This is a genomic window from Pseudomonas sp. GW456-12-1-14-TSB6 (genome assembly GCF_059424205.1).
Genome location: NZ_JBWKZE010000001.1, coordinates 244,543 through 267,622, shown reverse-complemented (window position 1 = coordinate 267,622; position 23,080 = coordinate 244,543). Strand labels below are relative to the sequence as shown.

The 23,080-nt window shown below is 58.5% G+C and carries 16 protein-coding genes and 1 pseudogene; 2 read left to right on the top strand and 15 right to left on the bottom strand.

Annotated elements, in window-relative coordinates; translation table 11 throughout:
• Window positions 1–56: 56 nt before the first annotated feature.
• The 12 genes from AC07Y2_RS01220 to AC07Y2_RS01165 form a co-directional block, all read right to left on the bottom strand.
• Window positions 57–719 (bottom strand): hypothetical protein, encoded by a 663-nt coding sequence (locus AC07Y2_RS01220; protein WP_103385267.1) that lies wholly within the window; start codon window positions 717–719, stop codon window positions 57–59.
• Between the two features lie 39 nt (window positions 720–758).
• Window positions 759–1,415: a c-type cytochrome gene (locus AC07Y2_RS01215; RefSeq protein WP_103385266.1), complete on the bottom strand. Its 657-nt coding sequence runs from the start codon at window positions 1,413–1,415 to the stop codon at window positions 759–761.
• A 9-nt stretch (window positions 1,416–1,424) separates the two neighbouring features.
• Window positions 1,425–2,897, bottom strand: a complete 1,473-nt coding sequence (locus AC07Y2_RS01210; protein WP_103385265.1) for a flavin monoamine oxidase family protein — start codon at window positions 2,895–2,897, stop codon at window positions 1,425–1,427.
• A 191-nt stretch (window positions 2,898–3,088) separates the two neighbouring features.
• The gene (locus AC07Y2_RS01205; protein WP_085667030.1) at window positions 3,089–4,456 is read right to left on the bottom strand and encodes an NAD(P)/FAD-dependent oxidoreductase; all 1,368 of its coding nucleotides are present in this window, start codon (window positions 4,454–4,456) and stop codon (window positions 3,089–3,091) included.
• Window positions 4,457–4,467: 11 nt separating this feature from the next.
• Window positions 4,468–5,706 (bottom strand): thiolase family protein, encoded by a 1,239-nt coding sequence (locus AC07Y2_RS01200; RefSeq protein WP_011334157.1) that lies wholly within the window; start codon window positions 5,704–5,706, stop codon window positions 4,468–4,470.
• A gap of 13 nt (window positions 5,707–5,719) precedes the next feature.
• Window positions 5,720–7,279, bottom strand: coding sequence for an AMP-binding protein (locus AC07Y2_RS01195; RefSeq protein WP_039768480.1), 1,560 nt, complete (start codon window positions 7,277–7,279; stop codon window positions 5,720–5,722).
• A gap of 10 nt (window positions 7,280–7,289) precedes the next feature.
• On the bottom strand, window positions 7,290–8,423 hold the full coding sequence (locus tag AC07Y2_RS01190) for a saccharopine dehydrogenase family protein (protein ID WP_011334159.1): 1,134 nt from the start codon (window positions 8,421–8,423) through the stop codon (window positions 7,290–7,292).
• Between the two features lie 56 nt (window positions 8,424–8,479).
• Window positions 8,480–9,763 (bottom strand): acyl-CoA dehydrogenase family protein, encoded by a 1,284-nt coding sequence (locus AC07Y2_RS01185; RefSeq protein ID WP_011334160.1) that lies wholly within the window; start codon window positions 9,761–9,763, stop codon window positions 8,480–8,482.
• A gap of 244 nt (window positions 9,764–10,007) precedes the next feature.
• A complete protein-coding gene (locus AC07Y2_RS01180; protein WP_103385264.1) occupies window positions 10,008–10,952 on the bottom strand; it encodes a WD40/YVTN/BNR-like repeat-containing protein in 945 nt (314 codons plus the stop codon).
• 10 nt (window positions 10,953–10,962) lie between these two features.
• Entirely contained in the window at window positions 10,963–13,365 is a 2,403-nt protein-coding gene (locus AC07Y2_RS01175; protein WP_103385263.1) for an efflux RND transporter permease subunit, read from the bottom strand.
• 8 nt (window positions 13,366–13,373) lie between these two features.
• Entirely contained in the window at window positions 13,374–15,020 is a 1,647-nt protein-coding gene (locus AC07Y2_RS01170) for a DUF1302 domain-containing protein (RefSeq protein ID WP_011334163.1), read from the bottom strand.
• Between the two features lie 21 nt (window positions 15,021–15,041).
• The gene (locus AC07Y2_RS01165) at window positions 15,042–16,466 is read right to left on the bottom strand and encodes a DUF1329 domain-containing protein (protein WP_011334164.1); all 1,425 of its coding nucleotides are present in this window, start codon (window positions 16,464–16,466) and stop codon (window positions 15,042–15,044) included.
• Between the two features lie 403 nt (window positions 16,467–16,869).
• Here AC07Y2_RS01165 and AC07Y2_RS01160 point away from each other — a divergent pair, with 403 nt between their 5' ends.
• The gene (locus AC07Y2_RS01160; RefSeq protein ID WP_011334165.1) at window positions 16,870–17,451 is read left to right on the top strand and encodes a TetR/AcrR family transcriptional regulator; all 582 of its coding nucleotides are present in this window, start codon (window positions 16,870–16,872) and stop codon (window positions 17,449–17,451) included.
• 5 nt (window positions 17,452–17,456) lie between these two features.
• On the opposite strand, the pseudogene AC07Y2_RS01155 reads toward AC07Y2_RS01160, so the two are convergent.
• Both AC07Y2_RS01155 and AC07Y2_RS01150 read right to left on the bottom strand, forming a co-directional pair.
• Window positions 17,457–18,238 (bottom strand): annotated as a pseudogene (locus AC07Y2_RS01155) (SDR family NAD(P)-dependent oxidoreductase).
• Between the two features lie 130 nt (window positions 18,239–18,368).
• Window positions 18,369–20,480, bottom strand: a complete 2,112-nt coding sequence (locus AC07Y2_RS01150; protein ID WP_103385262.1) for a 3-hydroxyacyl-CoA dehydrogenase NAD-binding domain-containing protein — start codon at window positions 20,478–20,480, stop codon at window positions 18,369–18,371.
• A gap of 531 nt (window positions 20,481–21,011) precedes the next feature.
• Here AC07Y2_RS01150 and AC07Y2_RS01145 point away from each other — a divergent pair.
• Window positions 21,012–21,575, top strand: coding sequence for a TetR/AcrR family transcriptional regulator (locus AC07Y2_RS01145; protein ID WP_103385261.1), 564 nt, complete (start codon window positions 21,012–21,014; stop codon window positions 21,573–21,575).
• A gap of 95 nt (window positions 21,576–21,670) precedes the next feature.
• Here the strand turns inward: AC07Y2_RS01145 and AC07Y2_RS01140 are convergent, their stop codons facing one another.
• Window positions 21,671–23,080, bottom strand: coding sequence for an efflux transporter outer membrane subunit (locus tag AC07Y2_RS01140; protein WP_011334169.1), 1,410 nt, complete (start codon window positions 23,078–23,080; stop codon window positions 21,671–21,673).

Genomic DNA, 23,080 nt, shown 5'->3' with positions numbered 1-23,080 from the left:
TGCATTACGCAAAAAAGCCGCCAAAACGGCGGCTTCGAGCACTTCAACTATCCTCCTCAGCGCGTTTGCAGAACTGCCATTGCGCCCTTCGCGCGCTCCAGCGCGCAATACGCGTAATACAGGTGCACCAGCAGATAAGCCCAGGTCGTCAGTGCTAGCACGTAGAAGTTGAGCAGCACATTGCTGTCGTCGCCGGGGATCTTGTAGAAATCGTAGATGCACGCAATGGTCAGTGAGGCGAGCATGCCAATCATCACACCGATCGCGTGTAGCGACTCTCCGACATTTGCAAGGCGTACTGCGAAATACACCAGGTAGACCGAAAACATCACCCACATCAGCACGTAGAAATACGGCAGGAGCGTGACCAGAACCTTGGTCGAGATCAACGCGAGCGTGCCCAGCAGAGCGCCGGCAAACATCATGAGCTCCTTGCCCATCGAGGGCTTGTAGGCATGCGTTACCGCCATCAGTCCGAGCACGGTAATCAGTGGAATCCCGAAGGCTCTGGAGAACGCGTCGCAGAAGTATGAAATCAGGTACGCATGCTCCGATCCTGTCAGGAAAAAGATCAGGAAGTTTGTCGCGGAAAAGGCAACCACAAACCACTCCAGAGCCAGTAGCAGGTTTCTCTTCTTCAGAAACCTGATGCCAAAGGTCAGACCATTGGCAAGCAGCAAGAAACAGGCAAGGCACAGCACAATATTTCTCGGTTCCATAACGATAGCCTCGGTACAGCTGACAGAAAATTTGATGGGTTAACGGGATTGAGGAACCAGTGCAGCCAGGTAAGCAGCAATCGCCTGGCGCTCCTGCGCAGACAGCGCCGCTGCCATGGCTTGCATCGCGCCACTTGGCTCAATGCGCTCGCTGCTGGCAAAAGCGTTGAGCTGGGCCAAAAGGTAGTCCTGACCTTGTGCAGCCAGGCGCGGGAAGGTGTCGTGGCCCATCAGTTGGGCACCATGACAGGCGGTGCAACCTCGGGTTTGCACCAGTTGTTTGCCCTGGTCCTTCAGCCCCTCGTCAGGGCTGACAGCCGCATGAGCAACGACCGATTGCCGGGCGTAGAACTTCGCCAGCAGATCAACTTCATCCGGGCTCAGGGTCATCGCCAGCGGCCCCATGTTGGGAGCGAGCCGTTGCCCACTTGCAAAGTTGCGCAACTGGGCAGACAGGTACGCGGCGGGTTGCCCGGCCAAGCTCGGATACGTCGGGTTCAGCGAGTTACCGTGGCTGCCATGGCAACCGGTGCAGGCATCGGTCAGGTGTGGCCAGTTTCCGCGTTCGGCCTGATAGGCCTCCGTGGAGGTCGTGATGTAAGTCTGCAGCCGATACAGGTCGAGCAGATCACGGCCGAAAACCACCACCAGCACCGCAATGAGCGCGATGACGCCAAGCGCTATGTTTTTTTTCATTGCCGCCTCCTATGCCCGACGTAACGCGTTGAGCACCTGCAAGGCACTATGGCGTCCGGCGCGCACGGCGCCGTCCATGTAACCTGCCCAGATGTCGGCGGTTTCGGTGCCCGACCAGAACAGATTGCCGCACGGCGGACGCAGTGCCTCGCCATGTGTCGACCAGAAACCGGGAGGAATCGGCGACACGCACGTGATGGTCCACGGGTCGAAATACGCCCAGTCGTGATCGTGGTAGGAAACCGGCTCAAGCGCTGCGTCCCCCAGGGCGCGTGCATAGATTTCGGTCTGCACACGCTTCGCGGCTTCGGGGTCGGTGGGGGCTGCGGCATTCAGAATGAATGCATTGATCACGCCGATTTCGCCGTTTGGCGGCGAGTTGTCGTAGGCCCAGATGACTGGCCCACCGACCTGAATGATGTGGCCGTTCAAGCCCTTGTCACGCCAGAAAGGCCGCGGGTAAACCATTGCGGTCTTGCGTGCCGGCGAGTGCGCTGGCCAGGCCCGCTGCAGGGCGGCGCGAGCTTCGGGCAGCGGTGGATCGAATTGCAGGCGTTGGCACAGCGCGGGATGAATCGCCATGATCACCCGGCGGGCGCGGATCTCGCCCTGATCCGTTTGCAGTCTGACGATGTCGCGGTTCCAGTCAGCAATTTTGCGCACTGGGCACGACAAGCGAACCCTGTCGCCCAACAATTGCGCCATTTTGCTGCTGAGAACCTGTGAACCGCCGACGATCCGCGTGCCTTGCGCGCTGTCCTTGATCGAATCGAGCCGCATGTATTCGCTGCCGGCCGAATTGATCATCGACAGAAAATGCAAGAAGCCCATCTTCGCCGGCGTGACACCGCAGGTCAGGAGGAAGCTGGCATTCCACCCTGCGCGATCTTCCGGCTTGATGTTTTGCTGAGCGAGCCAGTCGCCCGCCGAGAGCTTGTCCAGTTCGGCCACCCTGGGGGATTTCCATGGCGCACCGCACGGCACATCACGCGACAGCTCGCTGAGTTTTGCCGAGACGCTTTCGTCGGTACCGAAGGTGCCTTTCAAATCGACAGCGACACGTCCATCGCCCCCGAGGATCACGGTTTCCCCGTCATAGAAACTGGGAAAGGTGCCGACCTCAAGCTCACGGGCCAGATCCGCTACGGCGGTTTGTCCTGGACCGATCCACTGACCTCCGGCTTCGGAGATGTAGCCGGAGCCCAAGTCATGATTGAGGGTGCGGCCGCCGACACGATCACGCGCTTCAAGCACCAGCAGCGACTCACAGCCTGCCAGATGCAGATCACGGGCGGCGGTCAAACCAGCCAGGCCGGCACCGATGATCACCACATCAAATACATCGTCGGAACTGTCCTTTTGCAGCGCATCGGCGGCATTGGCCAGGCCAAGGTTCAAACCGATCGATCCTACGGCGGCGCTTGCACCGGCCAGTTTGAGTAATTGTCTTCGCTTCAGATCGGGAGGGGCGTCAGTACTCATGTTCGATGCCTCACATCACGTTATTGTTGGATTGAACGCCCGTGGCCGAGCGTGGGTGCGGCAGTAAAAAAGTGGTGACGAGAACGCAAACATTCGTTTGTCTTTCTGCAGGCGAACGCCTGCCGGCCCCAGGACTCCAAGGTCAGCTTCACCACGGAAAATCAGCGTATTGGTTCTATAAGCCTCAACCGTCAGGCATGAGGGTGCACAACTTTGCGGTTGGTGTATTCGTCCAGCAGATGTGCCCCCTCCAGCGCCACATTCACGGCGCACCACTGCAGCGGTTCGGGCAGGGTTTTCGGAGTTTTATGCCGCAGCGCGGCGAGCAGCGGATGCTCGATACCGCCGATCCTTTCTGCCAGCAAATGGCCGATCAGCGACTGCGAGGCGACACCGTGTCCGGAGCAACCCGCGGTGTAGAGAATGTTGTGGTGGGATCCGGTTTCGCCCACCACCGGCAACGCGTCGTAGGCCATGCTGACGTAACCACTCCAGCACGCTTGAATGCCGATACCGCGTAACGTCGGGAAACGCACGCCAAGGTTGTCTTGCAACGCGCGGTAGGTCACCTCATCGGGAATGTTCGGGGTTTTCGAGCCGTAGGCATAACCCAGCCGTTTGGTGGTCATCAGCAGCGTATTGCGTGCGGTCAGGCGATGGCTTTCCATCACCAGGTGCGGCGTGGTCAACCCTTCCCGCCCTGCCCAGCCCAGCGATGCCAACTGCTGTGGTGTCAATGGCTCGGTTTCGACCGCCGAAACCCGAAACGGTACGACTTTGTCGCGCAAAAGACCGAGCTGCGGCGTATAGGCATTGGTGGCCAGCACCACTATTGGCGCGCTCGCCCGCCCGCGTGGCGTCCGGCAGGTGATCGTCGGCCCGTCGGAGTACGACTCAAGCGTGGTGTTTTCATACAGCCTCACCCCCGCCTGGAGTGCAGCGCGGCGCAGGCCCATCACGTATTTGCCTGGGTCCAGGGTACCGCCGTGGCGTTGCAGACAGCCAAACAGAAAGGCCGGTGGAATCCCCCGCGCGCGCATTTGTGCCTGATCCAGAAACTCGGTTTGCGAACCCAATTCGTGGCCCACGGCCATGCTTTTGCGCAGCCTCTTTTCTTGCGACGGATGGATCCCCGCCCTGATGATGCCCGAGGCGTTGTAGTCGCAGTCGATCCCCAGTTCGCGCAACCGACCTTCGACGTAGGCGACCGCTTCGTCATAGAACCTGACGATATTTTGCGCTTTTTCCTTGCCGACACGTTTCAGGAACAACTCGAACTCAATGCCGATGCTCCCGCCCAGATAACCGGCATTCCGACCGCTGGCACCGAAACCGGCAAACTCCTGCTCGAGAATAATTACCTTCGCTCCCAGCGCCGTAAGCTCCAGGGCGGTGGACAGCCCGGCGAAACCGGCACCGATCACGATGACGTCCGCGCTTACATCGCCTTCGAGCTCTGGCTGCAGATCAACCGGACTTTCGACCCAGCCACCCAACCGACGGAAATGTCCGCCTGCAAAATGGCGTTCCAACTCTTGTGCTTGATAGGCCATGGACATGTGATGCGCTCCTATCGACTCAGGATGTGAATAGCGACTGCTGCTTCCTCGACACCTTGAAGACCGCCACCGTTTTCCTGGATGGCATGCCGCGCGCCGTGGACTTGACGCGGCCCGGCCTCCCCGCGCAATTGGGTGACCAACTCGTACAACTGCCCGATCCCCGTCGCGCCAAGTGGATGACCTTTGGATTCCAGGCCGCCGGAGGTATTGATCGGAAGACGGCCACCGAGAGTGAAATCGCCCCGTTCTGCACAAACCCCACCCTCTCCCAGCGGTGCAAGTCCGAGATTTTCCGACTGGATGATTTCCCCCATTGCCGAGGCGTCGTGTACCTCGGCCACGTGCATGTCCTGCGGGCCGAGGCCGGCGATTTCGTAGGCTTCACGCGCCGCCAGCAGGCTGACGTGCTTGTGCGGCTCGTCGAGCCCGCGCAGGGTGAAGCTGCGGATCACGCTGGCGGCGATTCGCACACAACGTTTTGGATCGGCACCAATGCGTTTGAGTCCCGCCTCGGTGCAAAGGATCGCGGCGGCCGCACCGTCGGACAACGGCGCGCACATGGGCAATGTGATCGGATAGGTAATTGGAGGCGCCGCCAGAACTTCTTCGATGCTGAAGGTCTTGCGAAATTGCGAATAGGGGTTGTGCACCGAGTGTTGATGGTTCTTGGCACACACCGCCGCAATCTGCCGTTGAGTGGTGCCATAGGTCTTCATATGCCAGCGACACATGGCAGCATAAATGGCCATGAATTTACTGTACGGACGATCAGATTCCGAGCCTGGCGGAACAATGATGCCCTCCCCCATTTTCACCAGCGTCGCGTAGTTCTCTTCGGCAGTGGAAACGTCCCAACCGGTTTCGAACAGGGCCAGTGCCCGCGACTTGTCCGGCACGTTCATTTTCTCCGCGCCCAACGCCAGGGCCACGTCGGTAGCCCCTGAGCGCAAGCTCTGCACTGCCAGATGAACCGCTGTACTGCCCGAGGCGCAGGCGTTTTCGACGTTGTACACCGGCACCCCTTCGAGGCCGATCTTGCTGCACAGCACCTGCCCGGGAATCGACAGTTGTCCTTGCAGATGACCGTTGGTGATGCCGGCGTAGAACACCGCACCGATATCAGCGCGCAAGGCGCCGGAGTCGGCGAGTGCGCCCTGCAAAGCTTCCAGCGCTAGATCCTGGAGACTGCGTTCCAGGTGGCGACCGAACTCGGTCATGGCAATGCCGGCGATGTAAATAGGTTCCATCAGATCGTTCCCCTCAGATACGCCGGTCAACGTTTTGCCAGTAATGGGCACGCAGATCTTTCTTCAGCACCTTGCCGACCGGGCTGCGCGGCAATGCATCAATGAAATCCACGGTTTTCGGCGACTTGACCGAGCCGAGCCGGCTCTTGCACAGCTCGATCAACTCCTCGGCGGTGACGGTAAGCCCGGCGCTCAACTCAACCACGGCTTTCACGCCCTCGCCCCATTGCTCATCCGGCACACCGATGACCGCGCAGTCCTGCACCGCAGGATGACTCCACAGCACTTGCTCGACTTCGCTGGGATAAACGTTGAATCCGCCGGAGATGATCATGTCTTTCTTGCGGTCGGTAATGTGCAGGTAGCCGTGCGCATCCACGTGGCCGATGTCGCCGGTGTGCAGCCAGCCATCAATGATGGTTTCTGCAGTTTTCTGCGGGTCCTTGTAGTACCCCTTCATTACCAGATCGCCGCGCACACAGATTTCGCCGGTTTGCCCCTGGCCGAGGATGTCCCCGGCGTCGCTGAGGATTTCCACGCGCACCAGCGGATTGGGCCGGCCCACCGAAGACAGACGCTCGTCCGATGCCAGGCGTCCACCGTGCAGATGCTCGGCGGGCGGCAGGTTGGAGATCGAGGCTGGGGCTTCAGTCTGGCCGTAACCACCGGCCATCACCGGCCCGAAGGTCTCGATGGCTTGCTTGAGTTTGTCCACCGACATCGGCGCCGCGCCGTACAGGAAATACTTCAGCGAACTGAAATCGACCTTCTGCGCCAGATCCGGCACATCCAGCAGTCGATAGATCACGGTCGGCGGCAAAAAGGTTTCGGTGACCTTGTACTTCGGGATCATTGCCAGCATCAGCGCCGGATCCGGTTTGGTAATGATCACCACCGTGCCGCCCCGCGAGGTGCACGGCAGCGACAGCGTGCCAGCGGTGTGGGTCATCGGCGCCGCCGCCAGGTTGACTGGCGGATGGTCATCCCCGTAAGGGAAATTGATCATGAAGTGTGCGCAGAACGTCTGGATGCTGCGATGAGTGTTCATCACCCCCTTCGGCAGCCCGGTGGTGCCGCCGGTTGGCGAGAGTGCCACGACATCGTCCAGTTGATACTCGACCTCCGGTGCCGTGACCGGCTGACCATCGATCCAGGACTTGAGCGACGGTGCCCCCGGCAGGTGCTCGTCGATACAGATCCACAGACGAATTTTCGGCAGGCCAGGACGCAACGCGTCGATGATCGGCGCGAACTCTTTCTGGAAAAACAGCACTTCGCAGTCGAACGCGTCGAGCACGTGACGGTTCTCTTCGGCGCTGTTGCGTGCACCAACAGGAATCCAGCAAAGGTTGGCGCGCCATAACCCCAAGGTGCAGGTCCACGCCACTGCATCATTGGCAGACCAGATGGCGCCCTTGGTGCCGCTGGGCAAACCGGCCGCCAACAGTGCGTTGGCGATCCGGCATGACAAGTTACGGACTTCGGTAAAAGTGAACACCCGATCGTCCTGGATATACGCCGCGCCATGCGGATTGATCCGCCAGCCACGGTCAAAGAAATCAATAATCGCCATGTCAGTCACTTCACAGTTGAGTAACGGTTGCGCGGGCCAGACCACGTTGCTCGAGGAAGCCCAGCAGATAGCGATGACCGAAGGCTTTGGAGGCCGAAGCGAAACCTGTCTTGGCGGTGTCGTTATTCAACAGCTTGACCACGGCTGCAGCGTGCAAGGCGCCAGTGGCGATGTAAGGCGTGATGCCATGCACGGTTGCACGCACGGCCGTCAGTTGACCGCGACCGATAGCGAAGTCGACGGTGCGTTGCAAGGTGCTGCGTTCACGCGGTGGCATGCTTGGAGTGGTCGATTGAACGAGGCTCTGAATCACCGCGTCCTGCTGCTCCTTAGGCAAGTGCTTGTATTCCGCTTCCCACTTCTCACCCAGGCCGTGGACCATTTTCATTACCGGGTTGTCGTAGAAGCCGACACAGGACATGCAACTGCGGACACGGCCATCATCCTCAAAGAACACCGGTAATGAGGTGCCGCCCCAAGGCAGGCAAAACACCGCTTCCAGCAGATCGGGACAAACCACATTGAAGCTGGCGTTCGGTGCATAAGGCACGAGTTCCTTTTCCCACAGGTAGGCCCCGGGATAGCGGACGCCTTCGAAGATGGTCGCCGTTGAACCGACGGTCACCCCGGCGGCACCGGTGCGTGGGCCACGAGTCAGTGTGGCGGTTTCCAGCGAATCGACGCCCGGAGTTTCCAGGGCCAATTCGGCGGCGATTTCGGCGTAGGTGTACATATATGCCAGCGATGGCGACAGCAGCAGACCCGCCTGGCGATACAGCTCGCCGAACTGATCGCGCAAGGCGCGAATGTGCGCCTGCTCTCCGGCCGGATCCAGATAATGGCAGCCAGCCTTCAAGGCCGCCTCAACGGCAGTCAGGCCAAAATTGATGAATGGGCCGACTGTGTTGCAAACCACGCGCGCGCCTTTGAATACCGAAACCAAAGCCTCGACCTCATGTGGGCACTCGATGATTTCGTAGGTCGCCGACTCCAGACCGACAACGCGTTGCGCCATCATTTCCTGAGCACGAGCAGCGTTACGAGCTACGGCGGTGAACGGGATGTGCTGGTCGATCAACCAATCCATGATCAGCATGCCGGTGTAACCACTGGCGCCGTAGACAACTACTGGATATTTGGCCATCGGGATTTACCTCATTTGTTGTTTTTGGATGAGTGATGTCGGGTGAATCTGCAGAGTCAGTTGTTCGCCCAGCCTTCGGCATACAGCTGCTGGGCAAGCAGCCCCAGTCGCATGGTCAGGACCCGGTTTTCGCCGTCCTCGATCAATGACGACTGGGTGTCGCGCAGCAGTTTTTCGATCGGGTATTCGCGGGTGGTGCCATTGCCGCCGAACAGACGGAAAGCCTCTTGCACAACGGCCATTGCCTCTTCGGTTACCGTGACCTTGGCGGAGGCTGTGGCGTACGGGTGGGTTTGCGGCGACAGGCGCGCGAAGCTCAACGAACGTCGGGCGACCGCACGCGCTGCCTCGACTCGACGCAACATTTCGCCGAGGCGCAGACGGGTCATCTGGTGATCGATCAATGGATGACCGCCCTGGCGGCGCTCATGGCAGTACTGCAGCGCCATCTCGAAGGCGGCACGTGCGACACCGGTGAACACCTGACTCATGTGGGTGCCGGCGAAGGACCAGGAGGAGCTGACAGCACCGTAGTACTGGTCGCGCTCGGCAATAGCGAAGCGACGTGGCACTCGTACACTGTCGAAGTAGATTTCGCCTTGGGGCAAGGAACGCTGCCCGATCTTGTCCAGGGGCTTGCCTTTGGACACGCCTTTGAGGTCGAGGGGGATAATCAGCGCAATACCGTGCGGCCGGCCGTTCTCATCGTAGAAACCGTCGCCGTAATCAGCGCACATCAAGCCCAGTGCAACCTGTGCAATGGCTCCGTTGGAGACCCACGCGGAGCTTTGGCCATTGAGGATGACTTCATCGCCGACCACTTTAGCGGTCAGATTGCCGATATTGCCGAGCTTACCTGCCGGCCAGTCTCGCGCCATGTCGAAGATCTGGTTGTCGCTGCCACGATCAGGTTGAGTGGCCATCCAGCAGCCGATCCGGCCTTGGCAGAGTTCGACCAACTCGGCATTGCCAGCGGCGATGGCCATTTGCAGAGGGAAGTCGGCGCAACCCAGCGAGACAGCCAGGCCTGCATCGCCCCAGCCGAGTTCTTCGCCTATCAGAGATTCGATCCGCACTGCCATTTCCGGCGGTAACTGCGCCAACAGTGCCGGGTCAAGACCGAGCTTGGCGAATTCGCCGAACAACGAATAGTAAGGCGAGCCCGGGGCAACGACTTCTTCCGGGGTCATCCGGTCCAGCTCTCGACCCAGCGGGCGTAACACCTCTTTGGCGAAGCGGTGGACGGAGGCCTGTATTGCAGCCTCCTCTTCTGTCAGCGGTGTTTCGAATCCGGAGAGTCCGGCGGCTGGCAGGGTAAGTGTCGACTTGAGCGAGATCATCAGAGTACCTCCATCGAAATCGCAGGTCGCTGCGCTTTGCAACGTTCTGCGTCTTGTTATTTGCAATCGACTCTAACAAGCAAAATTATTTAACGCAACATCTGTTATGTTTATTGTTCGAAACGTAAACGGCAGCCTTCCAGGCACGGAAGATCCGGCCGAAAATCAGCAGGGTTCTAGATATTTTTTCGCGTTGAAATGCCGGAAAGCAGGCTGGCGCCTGTCTTCCGACACATCGATGGCATCAGCGTTGAGGGACGACGCCTCGCCGTGAAAACAGAATCGGTGAGGTGTCACCGTTGAGCAGGATCGCGGTGAGAGAAACACCGTCGCTGCTGGGTTGCTCGTGAAAACTGCTCCCACCGTCGTCACTGCGAACCATCAAACCGTCGAGTCCTACCGCAATCACTGCTCGCCCGGAAACATCGATGGCTGTGACTGAGCTCTTGCTTTGCAACGGCACGCGCTGCCAGTTCGAACCGTCTGCAGAGCTGTGCAACAAGGTGCCGCGTTGCCCGCCCACCAGCAGTGAACCGTCGCCAAGCACGGCCCCTGTCCACAACGTGCCGCTGTAGCCCGTATCCAGATAGCGCCAGTGTTTGCCCTGGTCATCGGAGCGCAATAACTGGCCGCGTTCCGCAGTTGCGTACAAATGCCCTGCTCCATCGGCAAACAGTCCCATCAGATTCAAGTCGGCACGACTCGCTCCGGAAGGCGCATCGATTTTTTGCTCGATCCAGGTCTTTCCGCCGTCATCGGTTGTCAGCACCAGCGACCACAGCCCTACCGCGACACCCTGGGTCGGGTTGAAAAAGTGCACCGCAAATAATGGCCGATCTTCTGCACTGGACAAGCGTTGAACTTGCCAATTCTCACCTCCGTCCCTGGTGGCGAGAATTGCGCCCCAGTGGCCGACAGCCCAGCCCTGTCTGGCGTCGACGAAGGACACACCGGTCAAAGGCGTGGACACCGGTACGGATGTCGCTTGACGGAAATGCTGGCCTCGGTCGTCCGACAGCAACACCACACCGTGATCGCCGACGGCAACGGTCCGCTCCCCAGCCCAGGTAACACTCAACAGCGTGGCGGCACTGGCGTTGGCAGTTTTTGCTGCAGGTACGGTCGGCAAGGGCGAAGCCTGCGATAACGCCGATAACATTAGAACGAGTAAAGCAATCAGATTTCGCATCGGGATCTCCTCAATGCACCAGTGAGCCAATCAAGCGCACTGGACGCCGCCGTGGGAACATTCGTTCAAGCCACACGGCGAATGCAGGCAGAACTGTCATGGCCATGATCATGTTGACCAGGAACATGAAGGCCAGCAGCTTGCCCATGTCGGCCTGGAACTTAAGATCGGAAAACGCCCAAGTGGCGACGCCCACCGCCAAGGTGATGGCGGTAAAGATCGTAGCGACGCCTACCTCCAGCAACGCGTGCTCAACCGCTTTGGTAATTGGCTGCCCGAGAGCCTGGTGCAGTTGCAGACGGTTGTAGATATAAAAGGCGTAATCCACGCCGATGCCGACGGCCAGCACCATGACTGGCAAGGTGGCGATGGTCAGACCGATTTGCAGCTCTTTCATGAACCAGTAGCCGATGAAGGTGCCCAGTGTCAGCGGTAGGCAGCAGACCAACACCGCGCGCCAGTCTCGATAGACGACAAACACCAACAGAGCGATCGCTGCGTAGACATAAAGCATCATGGGCAGCTCGCTGCGTTCCACCTCTTCGTTGATCGCCGCAATCACGCCAGCGTTACCGGAAGCCAAGCGTATGCTCACGCCCGGCTGAATGAACTGAGTACGGAATGCCTTGGCGGCGGCAATCACGCGGTGAATGGTCGTCGCTTTATGATCGGCGAGAAACAGATGCACCGCCGTCATGCTGCAATCGGGACGCATCATTCCTGGCACTCGAGCTACTTCGGCGGCCATCGACGAGTAGTTGGCCGGGTCGATGGGCACTGCGTTCATTTTCGGGTTGCCCTCGTTATAGCCCTCGTTAAACTGCCGCAGGCTGTTAGAGAACGAGGTGACCGACACCACACCTGGTACACCTTGCATAGCCCATACAAAGCGATCCTGATACTGACCAAGGGCAATGTCTTCACAAGCGTTTGCGCCGGCGTCAGTTTTGGCTTCGAAGACCACACTGAGCCAATCCAGCCCGATGTCGTAATTGCCGGCAATGGATACCGCATCACGATTGAAGCGCGCATCCTCGCGCAGTTCGGGCGCCCCGGCCTGCAGGGAGCCAACCACCCGATCGTGGCTTTGCCAGGCCGCGGTGACAAATATCAGCATGGCCATGCCCAGCACCCACCGGACGTTGTGCCATTCAGTCAATCGGGCAAAACCGCGTAACCAACGAGCCCGGCGCTGGCGAGAAATTTCCTCGGCAGCGGCGTAACCGGCATCTACCCGTAGCATTGACGCCACGATCGGCAGCATCACCAGGTTGGTGACGATCTTGAACGCCACCCCGAGCGAGGCAGTGATTGCCAGCTCCCGAACCATTGGAATCGGGATCAACAACAGGGTTACGAACGAAACAAATGCAGTGACTAACGCCAACGTGCCGGGAATCAGCAAGCCGCTGAAACTGGCGCGTGCCGCTCCTTCCACCGACTTGCCGCAGGCGATCTCGCGAATGATGAAGTTGATTTGCTGTACGCCATGGGAGACCCCGATGGCAAACACCAGAAAGGGCACCAACACTGCCAGCGGATCCAGTCCATAGCCGAGCAAACGCAAGGCGCCGAACTGCCAGATCAGTGACACCAGCGAGCAACCCACCGCCAGCAAGGTGAAACGAAGCGAATGGCAATACCAGTACACCGCAGCGGCCGTCAGCAACAATGCCAATAGGCAGAACTCCAGCACCGCCGAGGCACCTACCGCAATGTCACCGATCTGCTTGGCGAAACCGATGATTTGGATCTCGAAGTCCTTGTCCTCGAACTGATTGCGAATTTTCTCCTCAAGCACATGGTTGTAGGCCACATAGTCGAGGCGCTGGCCGTCAGCATCGAATTCGTTGAGATCGACAGTGATCATTGCGCTGCTTTGGTCGCGAGCGACCAGCGTTCCGATAAAGCCACCCTGCGCCGTCGAGTTGGAGATCATCGCAATGCTCGTTTCATCGAGACTTTCGGGCGTCACCGTACCCGGCACCAGCGGATCGGCACGAAAACCTTCTTCGGTGATTTCGTTGACGAACGCGTTGGGCGTCCACAACGAACGCACACTGCTGCGCGAAACGTTCGGCAGGAAAATCAGCGCCTGAGTGACGTCATAAAGGCGCTTGAGCCCTACCTGGCTCCAGATCGTCCCCTGACGAGCCTTTACCACCAAGGTCAGCCGGTTCGCACCGAGCAAGTCGTTGCGATACGTCTCAAAGGTTGAGATGTACTCGTGGCCAATGGGTAGCTGCTTTTCGAATCCTGCTTCCATGCGTAACTGGACGGCAAACCAGGCCATGCCCGCTGTGAACACCGCCAAACTCAACAACGTCAGCAGGCGATGAGTGAACAACCACTGTTCGATGCGCGGCAATACACCGCGCACTTTGGTTTCCTTCATTTTCAGAGAACTATTCACGGCGTGCCTCATAGGGTTCGGGAGACCACAAGGCCGACGTAATCGCGATCACGCAGCAGTTGATCGTAAGGGGTCTTGCCGCCCATGAACTTGGCGTAGTTGGCCGAGATCTGCCAGCTCGCAGGATTGCGCACGAAGTTGAGGTACAGGTTCATACTGCTGGCATCCTCGGTGAACGTCGCCGACAGGTTGGGTGTGCGTCCCTTGATGGATTGCGAATAGAACACTCCCGGCGTCACCTGCCAGCCAGGGATCAGCGTGTTGTCATACGTCAGGCTGAAATCGAGGCTGATTCCGGAAGAGGTTTTGTTGCCCTTGGCGCTCGGCGGGATGGACGGATCCAGTTGCCAGGTATTGAGACCGGCGGCAATCGGTTCACCGGCGTACTCGTTATGCAGCCCCGGGTATTTCACGACCACGAGTTCGCTCAGCAGCGTACCGGTGCTGGCACCGGTGAGGTCGAGCAACGTCGGCGAGTTGGACGGGGTCATGCTGTAAATGCCGGTCAGGTGCCATTGCAGTTTCTTTTCATCCTTCCAGCACTTGCCACCGTTGCTGGCACAGGCGTCGATGACTGGATTAAGCGGCACCGCATCCTTTGGGCGATATGAAAGCTCCGTACCCAATGCCCAGTCGCCGACCGGCATGTTGGCACTGATGCCGTACATCATGCGGTCCTCCGGATACTTCCAGGTTTGCGCCAAAGCGAAGGTTTCCGGATCCAGTACCTGCATGCTCAACGACGGCAGTTTGTCGTGATAACGCATCACGTACAGGCCGAGGTTGAGATCGGTGTTGTCAGGCTGCCAGCGCAGCGACACCCCCCATTGGCCTCCATTGCGTGCGTCCTTTTCGTCGTAACCGTAGGCTCCCCTGCCCTCGCCCAGTGCATGGGTGGTGGACCAATAACTGCCCACGGGAGGCAGTTCGCTTTTGTTCCAGTTGAACTGCCAGTACGCCTCGATGTTGACGCCGGCACCCAGTCCTGACGCAAGGCTCAACATCGGCGCTGGCAACAGGGCTTCCTTGAGCTGGGTGCCGGGACGCGACAACGCCATGACATCGTAGGCGTTGGTATTGTTGATGCCGCCGGCAGCGAACAGGCTCTCGCCCCAGTTGATGACCTGATTACCCAGACGAGCACGAACACGCTGTTCACCGACATCGAAACTCTTGCTCACCCACAGGTCCAGCAGGCGCGCTTTGAACTCCAGATCGTCCCGGGCGCTGCTGGTGAGGCCGTCGCTCCCGACACCTTCAGGCCGGTTGGCCGATAGCGCACCGCTGGTGTCGGTCGCGGCAAAGTCGCGTATCCAACTCCCGCGTGCCATGAACGTGTAGTCCTCGGGAAATTTAAGCACCAGTTCATGGGTACCTTTTATGTAGTTGGTGAACAGATCCCCCCGGTCGTAGTTCAAGTCGCCCTGGTCACCAATATTGGCGCTGGGAGCCAGACAACCGCTGGGAGGATTGTGACCGCCTGGACTGCTGGTGATGAGATTGCATCCGCGAGATTCGGTCCGTAACCCCATGCCCACAGCGAGAGTGGAATCGAATGAGCCTCGGATGTTTTCGGTTTCAAAAGTGAACGCCATGGCAAATGGGGTTGCACACGCGATGACAAGACCTGAGGTTTTACTGATTATTTTTTTCATGTCTGTTCCCGAAAGCCGCTGTTAGCGTTCGCTGGTGGCGCGCAGATTGTCTGAGGTGTAGAAGTCGCGTTTCAAACGAGGGTTGTTGGCGCTATCGGTGAGCCAGCGATGGTCGTTCTTGCCGGTACCAATGGAGGTCATGTCGTAGAGGTAGCGACCATCAACGAGGTTGTATTGCGCCTGGGCTTCCATATCGCAGGTGCCAGTCTCGTAGACCGGGATTGTGTAGCCTTCGCGGACTTTCCAGATTTGCCCTTGTTTGTCGTAGTCCACCGCCATCAGCGCGTTCCAACTGTCCTCATCGATGTAAAACAGACGTTTCGGAGCCTGATGACGCATGCCCTGGCGAACGGTTGCTTCTACCACCCAGACGCGGTGCAACTCATAGCGACGCGATTCGGGGGCGATGAAGTCGCGCTTGGCCACATCCTCAATCTTCGCCGAGTTGTCGTAGGCGCCGAACGAGTTGTAGGGCACAAGCATTTCCTGCTTGCCGACCAACTTCCAGTCGAAGCGATCCATCGGACCAAAGAACACGTTGGACTCATCAATGGTGTACTGATTGTCCAGACCGATTTGCGGTGCGTCGTAGGAGTACGCCGGCATGCGACGTACCCGGCGCTGGCCCGGGAAGTAATAGAACGTAGTGGCTTGCTCGCCAGCTTTGGTCGTCACCACGCCGGCCTGCCCGGCAAGGGCTGCGGGGTCGGAGTAGCTGAAGTAGGTCGCAACTTCGAGTCGATCGAATGAAGAAAACAACGCACTGCCCTTCACGCCCCATGGTGTGTACATGAACCAGTCAGTGGAGGTTCGCAGCCAGTCTTCACTCCCTTTTCGCGGCGAAATTCCGGAAACGGTTTTCGACATATCGAAGCCGACACCGCGATAACGCATTTTCATGTTCCACATAACCTCGGCACCCGAGGTTGGAAACGGAAATGGGATACCGGGGACGTAAGCCTCCTGCAGTGCCAGACCGTCGCCGTCGAGTTTCGCGAAACCGACATTCTTCTTCGTGTTTTCCGCGACGAAATCCGGTACGCCACAGCTGCGCCGTGTCGGATACACATCCATCCGGTACCCCGGTATCTTCTTGAACATTTCCACTTGGCCAGGGGAAAGCTTGCCGGTGTACTTCGCGACGTTGCCTGAGTCGATACTGAACAGCGGTTTGTCATCCTTGAACTTCCACTGCTGACCTCGCACCTGGCCGTGGCTCCAACCGCCACCTTGTGGTCCGGGTGGTGTCCAGGCAGGAATGACACCATCGGCGCTGGCCGCCGCCTCACCTCCCAGCGGGGTCAGTTTTGTGCCGAGCAATGCAGGATCCTTATCTGCCGCCTGCGCCGTGCAGATGAAGGTTGATGCGGCGACGGCCGCGATCAAACATCTGCGTACGACGCCTTTAGAAACATTGTTATTGGGGCGCTCAATCACTGTGTTCATTGGAGGATCCTCGTGGGTCTTGATCGGCACCGTGGCCACTTTGACGGCAGTAACACGTTGCCTGCGCTAACCTAATCAACTGACTTGATCAATTGACCAATTCGCTTGATCAAAGCAAGGCTGGTGCCAATGTCTGAAGCGCGGGAAATAGTCACGTTTAATCAATCGATTACAGAGACGCGGGATAGATTCGAGCCACGAGAGTTTCGTTAAACATTTCCGAGTGTTTCTTCGGTTCGCACCAAATCGGGAATTTGCGAAACAGTCGTTACCAATAATGGTGCGACAGTTTCAGACCACCGTTTCTTCCCTGACGCAAGGCGATTCGTTGCTGTAGCATCCGCAAGCGTCGACAGTGCCCTTACCGATAAAGGGCGCCAGGAATATTGGAGATTGCTGACCTATGGCCAGAATGGGCGCTGAATTACGCCGGCAGGATTTCGTCGAGGCAACGATCAAAGTGATTGCCGAGCACGGTGTCGCCAATGCAACGACCCGACGGATTGCGGCGGCGGCCGGTTGTCCGTTGGCATCGCTGCATTACGTGTTTCATACCAAGAACGACCTCTTCTATGCCGTCTATGAGTCGCTATTTAACCTGCCTCATCAAGCGTTGGAACACGTCCCTGCCGGGACAACTGCCGCTGATACGACTGCCGAAGTCCTGCGACAGTTGATCACTTGGTTCATCGATCATCCGGACGCGGCCAAGGCGCAGAGTGAGTTGTTTTTTTGGGCACTGCGCAATGACCCCGAAATGGCAAGCAAGATTTACTCAGTAGCCATTGAAGCGACTGAGCAGGCACTGGAGCGAGCTGTAGGCGCAGAGCTGGGGGAAAAGTTTTTAAAGGCCGCAAGTCGGCTTCTGGTCCAACTGGTTGACGGGTTGACTATCGCGTGGTCCGCCCATGGAGACCTGCATAGATTGAGGGCCGAAACCGAGACGGCTTGCGCCGCACTGGCCCTGCTGGTGGCCAGTCACTGAGCCGATCACATGCTGCTGACCAGATGGCCTCCATCCACGGTCAGTACGCTGCCAGTCATGAATGCACCGGCGTCACTCGCTAACAGCAAAAAGGGACCGGCCAGTTCGTGTAACTGACCCAGTCGACGCATGGGCACCCTATCGCGGATGTAGCTGTTGCCCTTGTCACCCTCAAAAAAGCTTCGTTCATTTCAGTCTTGAAATAACCTGGCGCGATGGCGTTGACCCTGATGTTGTACCGCGCCAGCTCCAGCGCCAGTGACTTGGTCAGCTGAACCACCCCGGCTTTTGCAGCGCAGTAATGGCTGTAACCGGTGCTAACGCGCAGTCCGAGTATCGAGGCCACGTTGACGATGCTGCCCTTACGTCCGGCCTTTGCCAGCCTTTGTGCAGCAACCTGGGCGACACGCCAGACGCCATCCAGATTGGTTGAAAGCATCTCACGCCACTGCTCTTCACTGATTTCGAGTGGACGCTGGCCGTTACCGATACCTGCGTTGTTGAGTACCACGTCAACCACGCCAAAATGTGCTTCGGCCGCATCGAACGCCGCTTCGACACTGTTCCGGTCAGTCACATCGAGTTCGACGGACAGCGCTTGCCCGCAATCCCATTCAATGTCCTTTGCCACCTGTGCGAGTCTTTCGACGCGTCGTGCAGTCAGCACAACCCGGGCGCCGGCATGCCCAGCGACCCTTGCCAGGTGAGCTCCAATGCCGCTGGAGGCGCCGGTGATCAATACAGTTCGGCCGGCAAGCGAAAAATTCTGAATGAAATCTTGAGTCATCAACACACCTCGAAATGAATCGCGCTGGCGCGCTCTACGGGTAACAGGTCCCTTTCTCCGAAATCGGGCGAGCATGAGGCAGATGCGTGGTCGTCCTCATGACTCGCTCTCGTCCGGAGAAAGGGAATTTTCAGAATATTTCGATGCGAGATCTGCCGGCGGCTACCAGACGTTCCAGAAGCGCCGCTGGGCGAAACCACATCTCACCGTATTCGCCAAGCGCGCTGCGATAGTGATGGATGCGGCTGAGCACCGTTTCCAGGCCCAACTGCTCGGCGTAATGCATGGGGCCTCCGAGATGCGCGGGAAAGCCATAGCCGTTGATCCACACCAGATCGATGTCACTGGCACGCAGGGCAATACCTTCGTCCAGCAAGCGAATGCCTTCGTTGATCATTACAAACAGGCAGCGATCGTGAATTTCCAAATCTTCGATGTTGCGACGCGTAACGTTGTGTTCACGGGCAAGCTGCTCTGCCAGCATGATGACTTCCCGGTCTTCCCTTGGACTACGTCCCTCGTAGAGGTAAAAGCCACGTCCGGTCTTTTGCCCGTACCGTCCCAAGGCATACAGTTCCTCGGCAAGGCAGCAGTAGCTCTGGTCATGGGCGATGGCTTCACGCTTGGCGTCGCGCATTAGAAAGCTCACATCGATACCTGCCAGATCCAGCATGCTGAATACGCCCATATTCAAATCCAGACTGGTCAGCACTGCATCAACCTGGACCGGCGTCGCCCCCTCCAGTACCAGACGGTGAGCTTCGCGGGCATAGGGTTCGAGCATGCGATTACCGATGGAGCCGGCGCTGTTACCGGAGATGACCGGAAGTTTGCCGATACGTCTGGCGATGTCCATGACAGCGGTTACGACGTCCGGCGCTGTAGTCTGACAAAGCACAATTTCCACCAATCGCATGACGTTGGCCGGACTAAAGAAATGCATGCCAATGACATCCTGCGGACGAGAGACCATCTTCGCGAGCGCATCGATATCCAGCGACGACGTATTGGTCGCAAGAATGGCACCTGGCTTACACACGCTCTCCAGAGCGAGGAACACCTGATGCTTGCTCTCCATCTTTTCGCATACCGCCTCAATGATCAGGTCGGCATCTGAAAGGTCTGCGTAGTCGAGCGTGCCAAACAGCAGCTCCATCCGCTGCTGCATTTGTACGGCACTGAGTTTTCCGCGCTTGACGCTGAGCTGATAGTTTTCACGAACACGTTTGAGACCGCGATCAAGCGTGCGCCCATCAAGATCCATCAGCGCAACGGGAATACCGACATCGGCAAAGCTCATCGCGATGCCTCCACCCAAGGTGCCTGCACCGATCACGGCAACCTTGTTGATCTTGCGCGACGGATCAGCCGTATCGATCCGGGGCGTTCGCCGCGCGTCTTGTTCTGCGAAGAAAACATGCCGCAATGCTTTCGACTGACGTGATGCTTCAGCCTGCTTGAACAGCGTCAATTCCCGCACCAATCCCTCTTCCATCGGCAACAGACAGGCGGCCTCCAGCGCAGAAAGCACCAACCTGGGCGCCAGTCGACTTTTCCAGCGCGGCTCATGCTCCACGCGATAACGCGCCAGGAAATCATCGGGCAAGTCCTCGGCGGGGTTTGGCCATGCTTCGGCTGGCCGCGCAGGAGCACAACATTCGATCAACTCATTGGCATAAGCGCGCGCCTCTTCCAGCAACTGTTCGGTGCTGGAGGAGATACGGTCAAGAATGCCGAGCATTCGAGCACGCTCGGCATCGATCTGCTCACCTGAAAGAATGAGGTTCAAAGCCGATTCGGCGCCTATCAGCCTGGGCAAGCGTTGCGTACCGCCGGCGCCAGGCATCAGACCAAGATTGATTTCCGACAACCCTAGCCGTGCATCTGGCGCACCAATCCGGTATCCGCAGGCCAGGGCCAGCTCTAGCCCTCCTCCTAACGCAAACGTACCGATCGCCGCAATCAGTGGTTTATGAAGCGCGCTCAAGCGAGTCAGGATGCCAGGCAAGTCAGGTTCAGCGAAGCACGCTTCGGTCCCGAATTCTTTGATGTCGGTACCAGCACTGAACAGTCCCTGCACCCCATAGAGAATGACGGCACCCACCGCTATGTCCGTAGCGGCACGCTCACAGGCATCAATGAGGGCTGCACGTAGGGTCTGGTCGAGTGCGTTGACCGGCGCACGGTCAAGACCGATCAGCGCCAGGCCATCTACGACGCGGTAATGGATCAGGTCACACATGGAGTGTCCCTTACTGACGTATTCAGGGTGTTGAGAGGGCGTGATTGAAGATCGAATATCCGCGGCGTTTTAAAATTTCCGGAAAACATCACCGATGCTGGCAACGGGATAGGCTGGCTGCGACTGTGCTGTCGGGTTCCAGCTGACCGGGCTGAACACACCGTATGAGCCCACTGAGTAGAAGCTATGAATCGAGTAGATGGCGAGGGAGACGAGAGTCAGGGCCAGGCAGGAAAATAGAATCGGGCGCATCGCAAACCTCCGTCATCTGGCGGGAGCCAAATGCAGTGTCTTTTGTTATTGAGGGTTTCGATTCTGGATAACGACCGATGCAAAAGCTTGGCAGATCACGCCAGGTATTTTGCAGTTCATGACATGCAAATACCCCGAAATCCGTTCAGCTTTGTGAGCCGGGCGTTGAGCTTATTTCGTCTCAGATGAAGTAAGTTGCTCAAGCTTTGTGGTTTTCATTGCAGTAATGAGCTTTTCCTGCACAATTCCGAGGACTGAAATACGACTCGAGACCGACTGATGTCCCTGACTCCTCAAGACGAACGACTCATCAAGGCGCTTGCCCTGGCCATCGTTGATCGCCCCCGTGCGACGCTCAAGGAACTGGCTGAAGCGGCAGGCGTGAGCAAGGCTACGCTGCATCGCTTTTGCGGCACCCGCGACAACTTGGTGCAGATAATGGAAAGCCACGGTGAGACGGTGCTGAACCAGATCACCACCACAACCGACCTGCTGCACGGAGAGCCGGTGCAGGCGTTGCGCAGTTTGATCAATGAGCATTTGGCGCATCGTGAAATGCTGGTTTTCCTGCTCTTTCAGTACCGACCCGACACTTTTCCAGTCAACGGTGAGGGCGACCGTTGGCAATCTTATGCCGATGCCCTGGATGCTTTTTTTCTGCGCGGCCAGCAATTGGGCGCATTTCGCATCGATATTACGGCAGCGGTTTTCACAGAGTTGTTCCTGACCATGATCTTCGGAATGGTCGATGCCGAGCGCCGTGGGCGCGCGGCCAGCGCCAACTCGGCCAATGTGCTGGAACAGATGTTCCTGCACGGTGCCGCTAACGTAAAACCCCGATAATCCACACTCTATCCTCCTGCAAAAAAGCCCCGTGACCTCTCGGTCTACGGGGCAAAAGGTTGGATGCGCCAACCCAAAGGAGCTCTTGCCAGGATTTATCTGACGTTTGTTTGTGATGACCATCCTCCACCCAGCGAACGGAACAGATCGACCAAGGCAATCTGGCGCTGAGTGCTGACTTCGATAAACGCCGTTTCGTTGACGAAACTGGTGCGCTGGGCATCGAGATAACGCAGGTGGCTGTCGATACCGCCTTCATAACGGGCCTTGGCCAGACTCAGGGTTTCAGTGCTGGTGTTGGCCAGTGCGCGGCGCGCGGCTTCCTCCCGGCGCAAGGTGTCGGTGGCGGCCAATGCATCGGCGACCTCGCGGAACGCCGTCTGAATCGTGCCTTCATAGGCCGCCACGGCTGAATCCTTGCGGGCTTCGGCCAGACTCAGCCCGGCACTGTTGCGACCGGCATCGAACAACGGCAGCGAAAGGTTCGGCACGAAACTCCAGGAGCGCGAGCCACCGTCGAACAGACCGGACATCTGCGCGCTGGAAGTACCAAAGCTGCCGGTCAGGCTGATGCGCGGAAAGAACGCCGCCCGTGCCGCGCCGATGTCGGCATTGCGCGCCTGCAATCGGTGCTCGGCGGCGAGGATGTCCGGTCGGCGCTCGATCAGCGTCGAGGTGGTATCCGGTGCGATGTCCTGCACCAGCATCGGCTGCGTCGTCAGCCGCTCGGGAATCACTTTCCCTGCATCCTTTGTCCCCAGCAGCAAAACCAGCGCGTTGAACGCCTGCTGCTTCTCGCGCAGATTGCGTTCCTGCTCGGCCCGCGCCTGCTCCACCAGCCCCAGTGCTTCCTGATAATCCAGCGCAGTCGCCGTGCCGCTGGAGCGGCGCTGGCTGATCAGCGCGAACGAGTATTCGCGGCTGCTCAGGGTTTGTTGAGTCAAATCCAGACGACGCTGGGCGCCGTCATGAACCAGATAGGCCTGACTGACTTCGGCGATCAGCGCGATCTGCGCGGCGCGGGCGGCTTCTTCGGTAGCCAGATATTCCTGCAGCGCAGAGTCGCTGAGGCTTTTGACCCGGCCAAACAGATCCAGCTCGTATTCGGGCAGCGACAGGCCGACTTGATACTGGCTGGCCACCCCTGCCCGGCCGTCGCTGGCCAGGTCCGACGGCAAGCGCTGGCGATTGCCGGACGCGCTTGCATTCAGCCCGGGAACCCGATCAGCCCGCTGAATTCGGTACTGCGCCCGAGCCTGCTCGATGTCCAGAAGGGTCTGGCGCAATGAGCGATTGTTATCCAGCGCAACCTCCACCAGACGGCGCAGATCGGGATCGACGATGAACGCCTGCCACGCCAATTGGTTGATCGGAGCGCCTTGTTTCAGCGACTCGCCCGCCCAGTTGTCCGCGACCGGTGCAACGGGCCGCTCATAGGTCGGCGCCAACGAGCAACCGGCCAGCAGCATGGCGATCACCAGCGTAGAAAATCCTGAAATACGCAT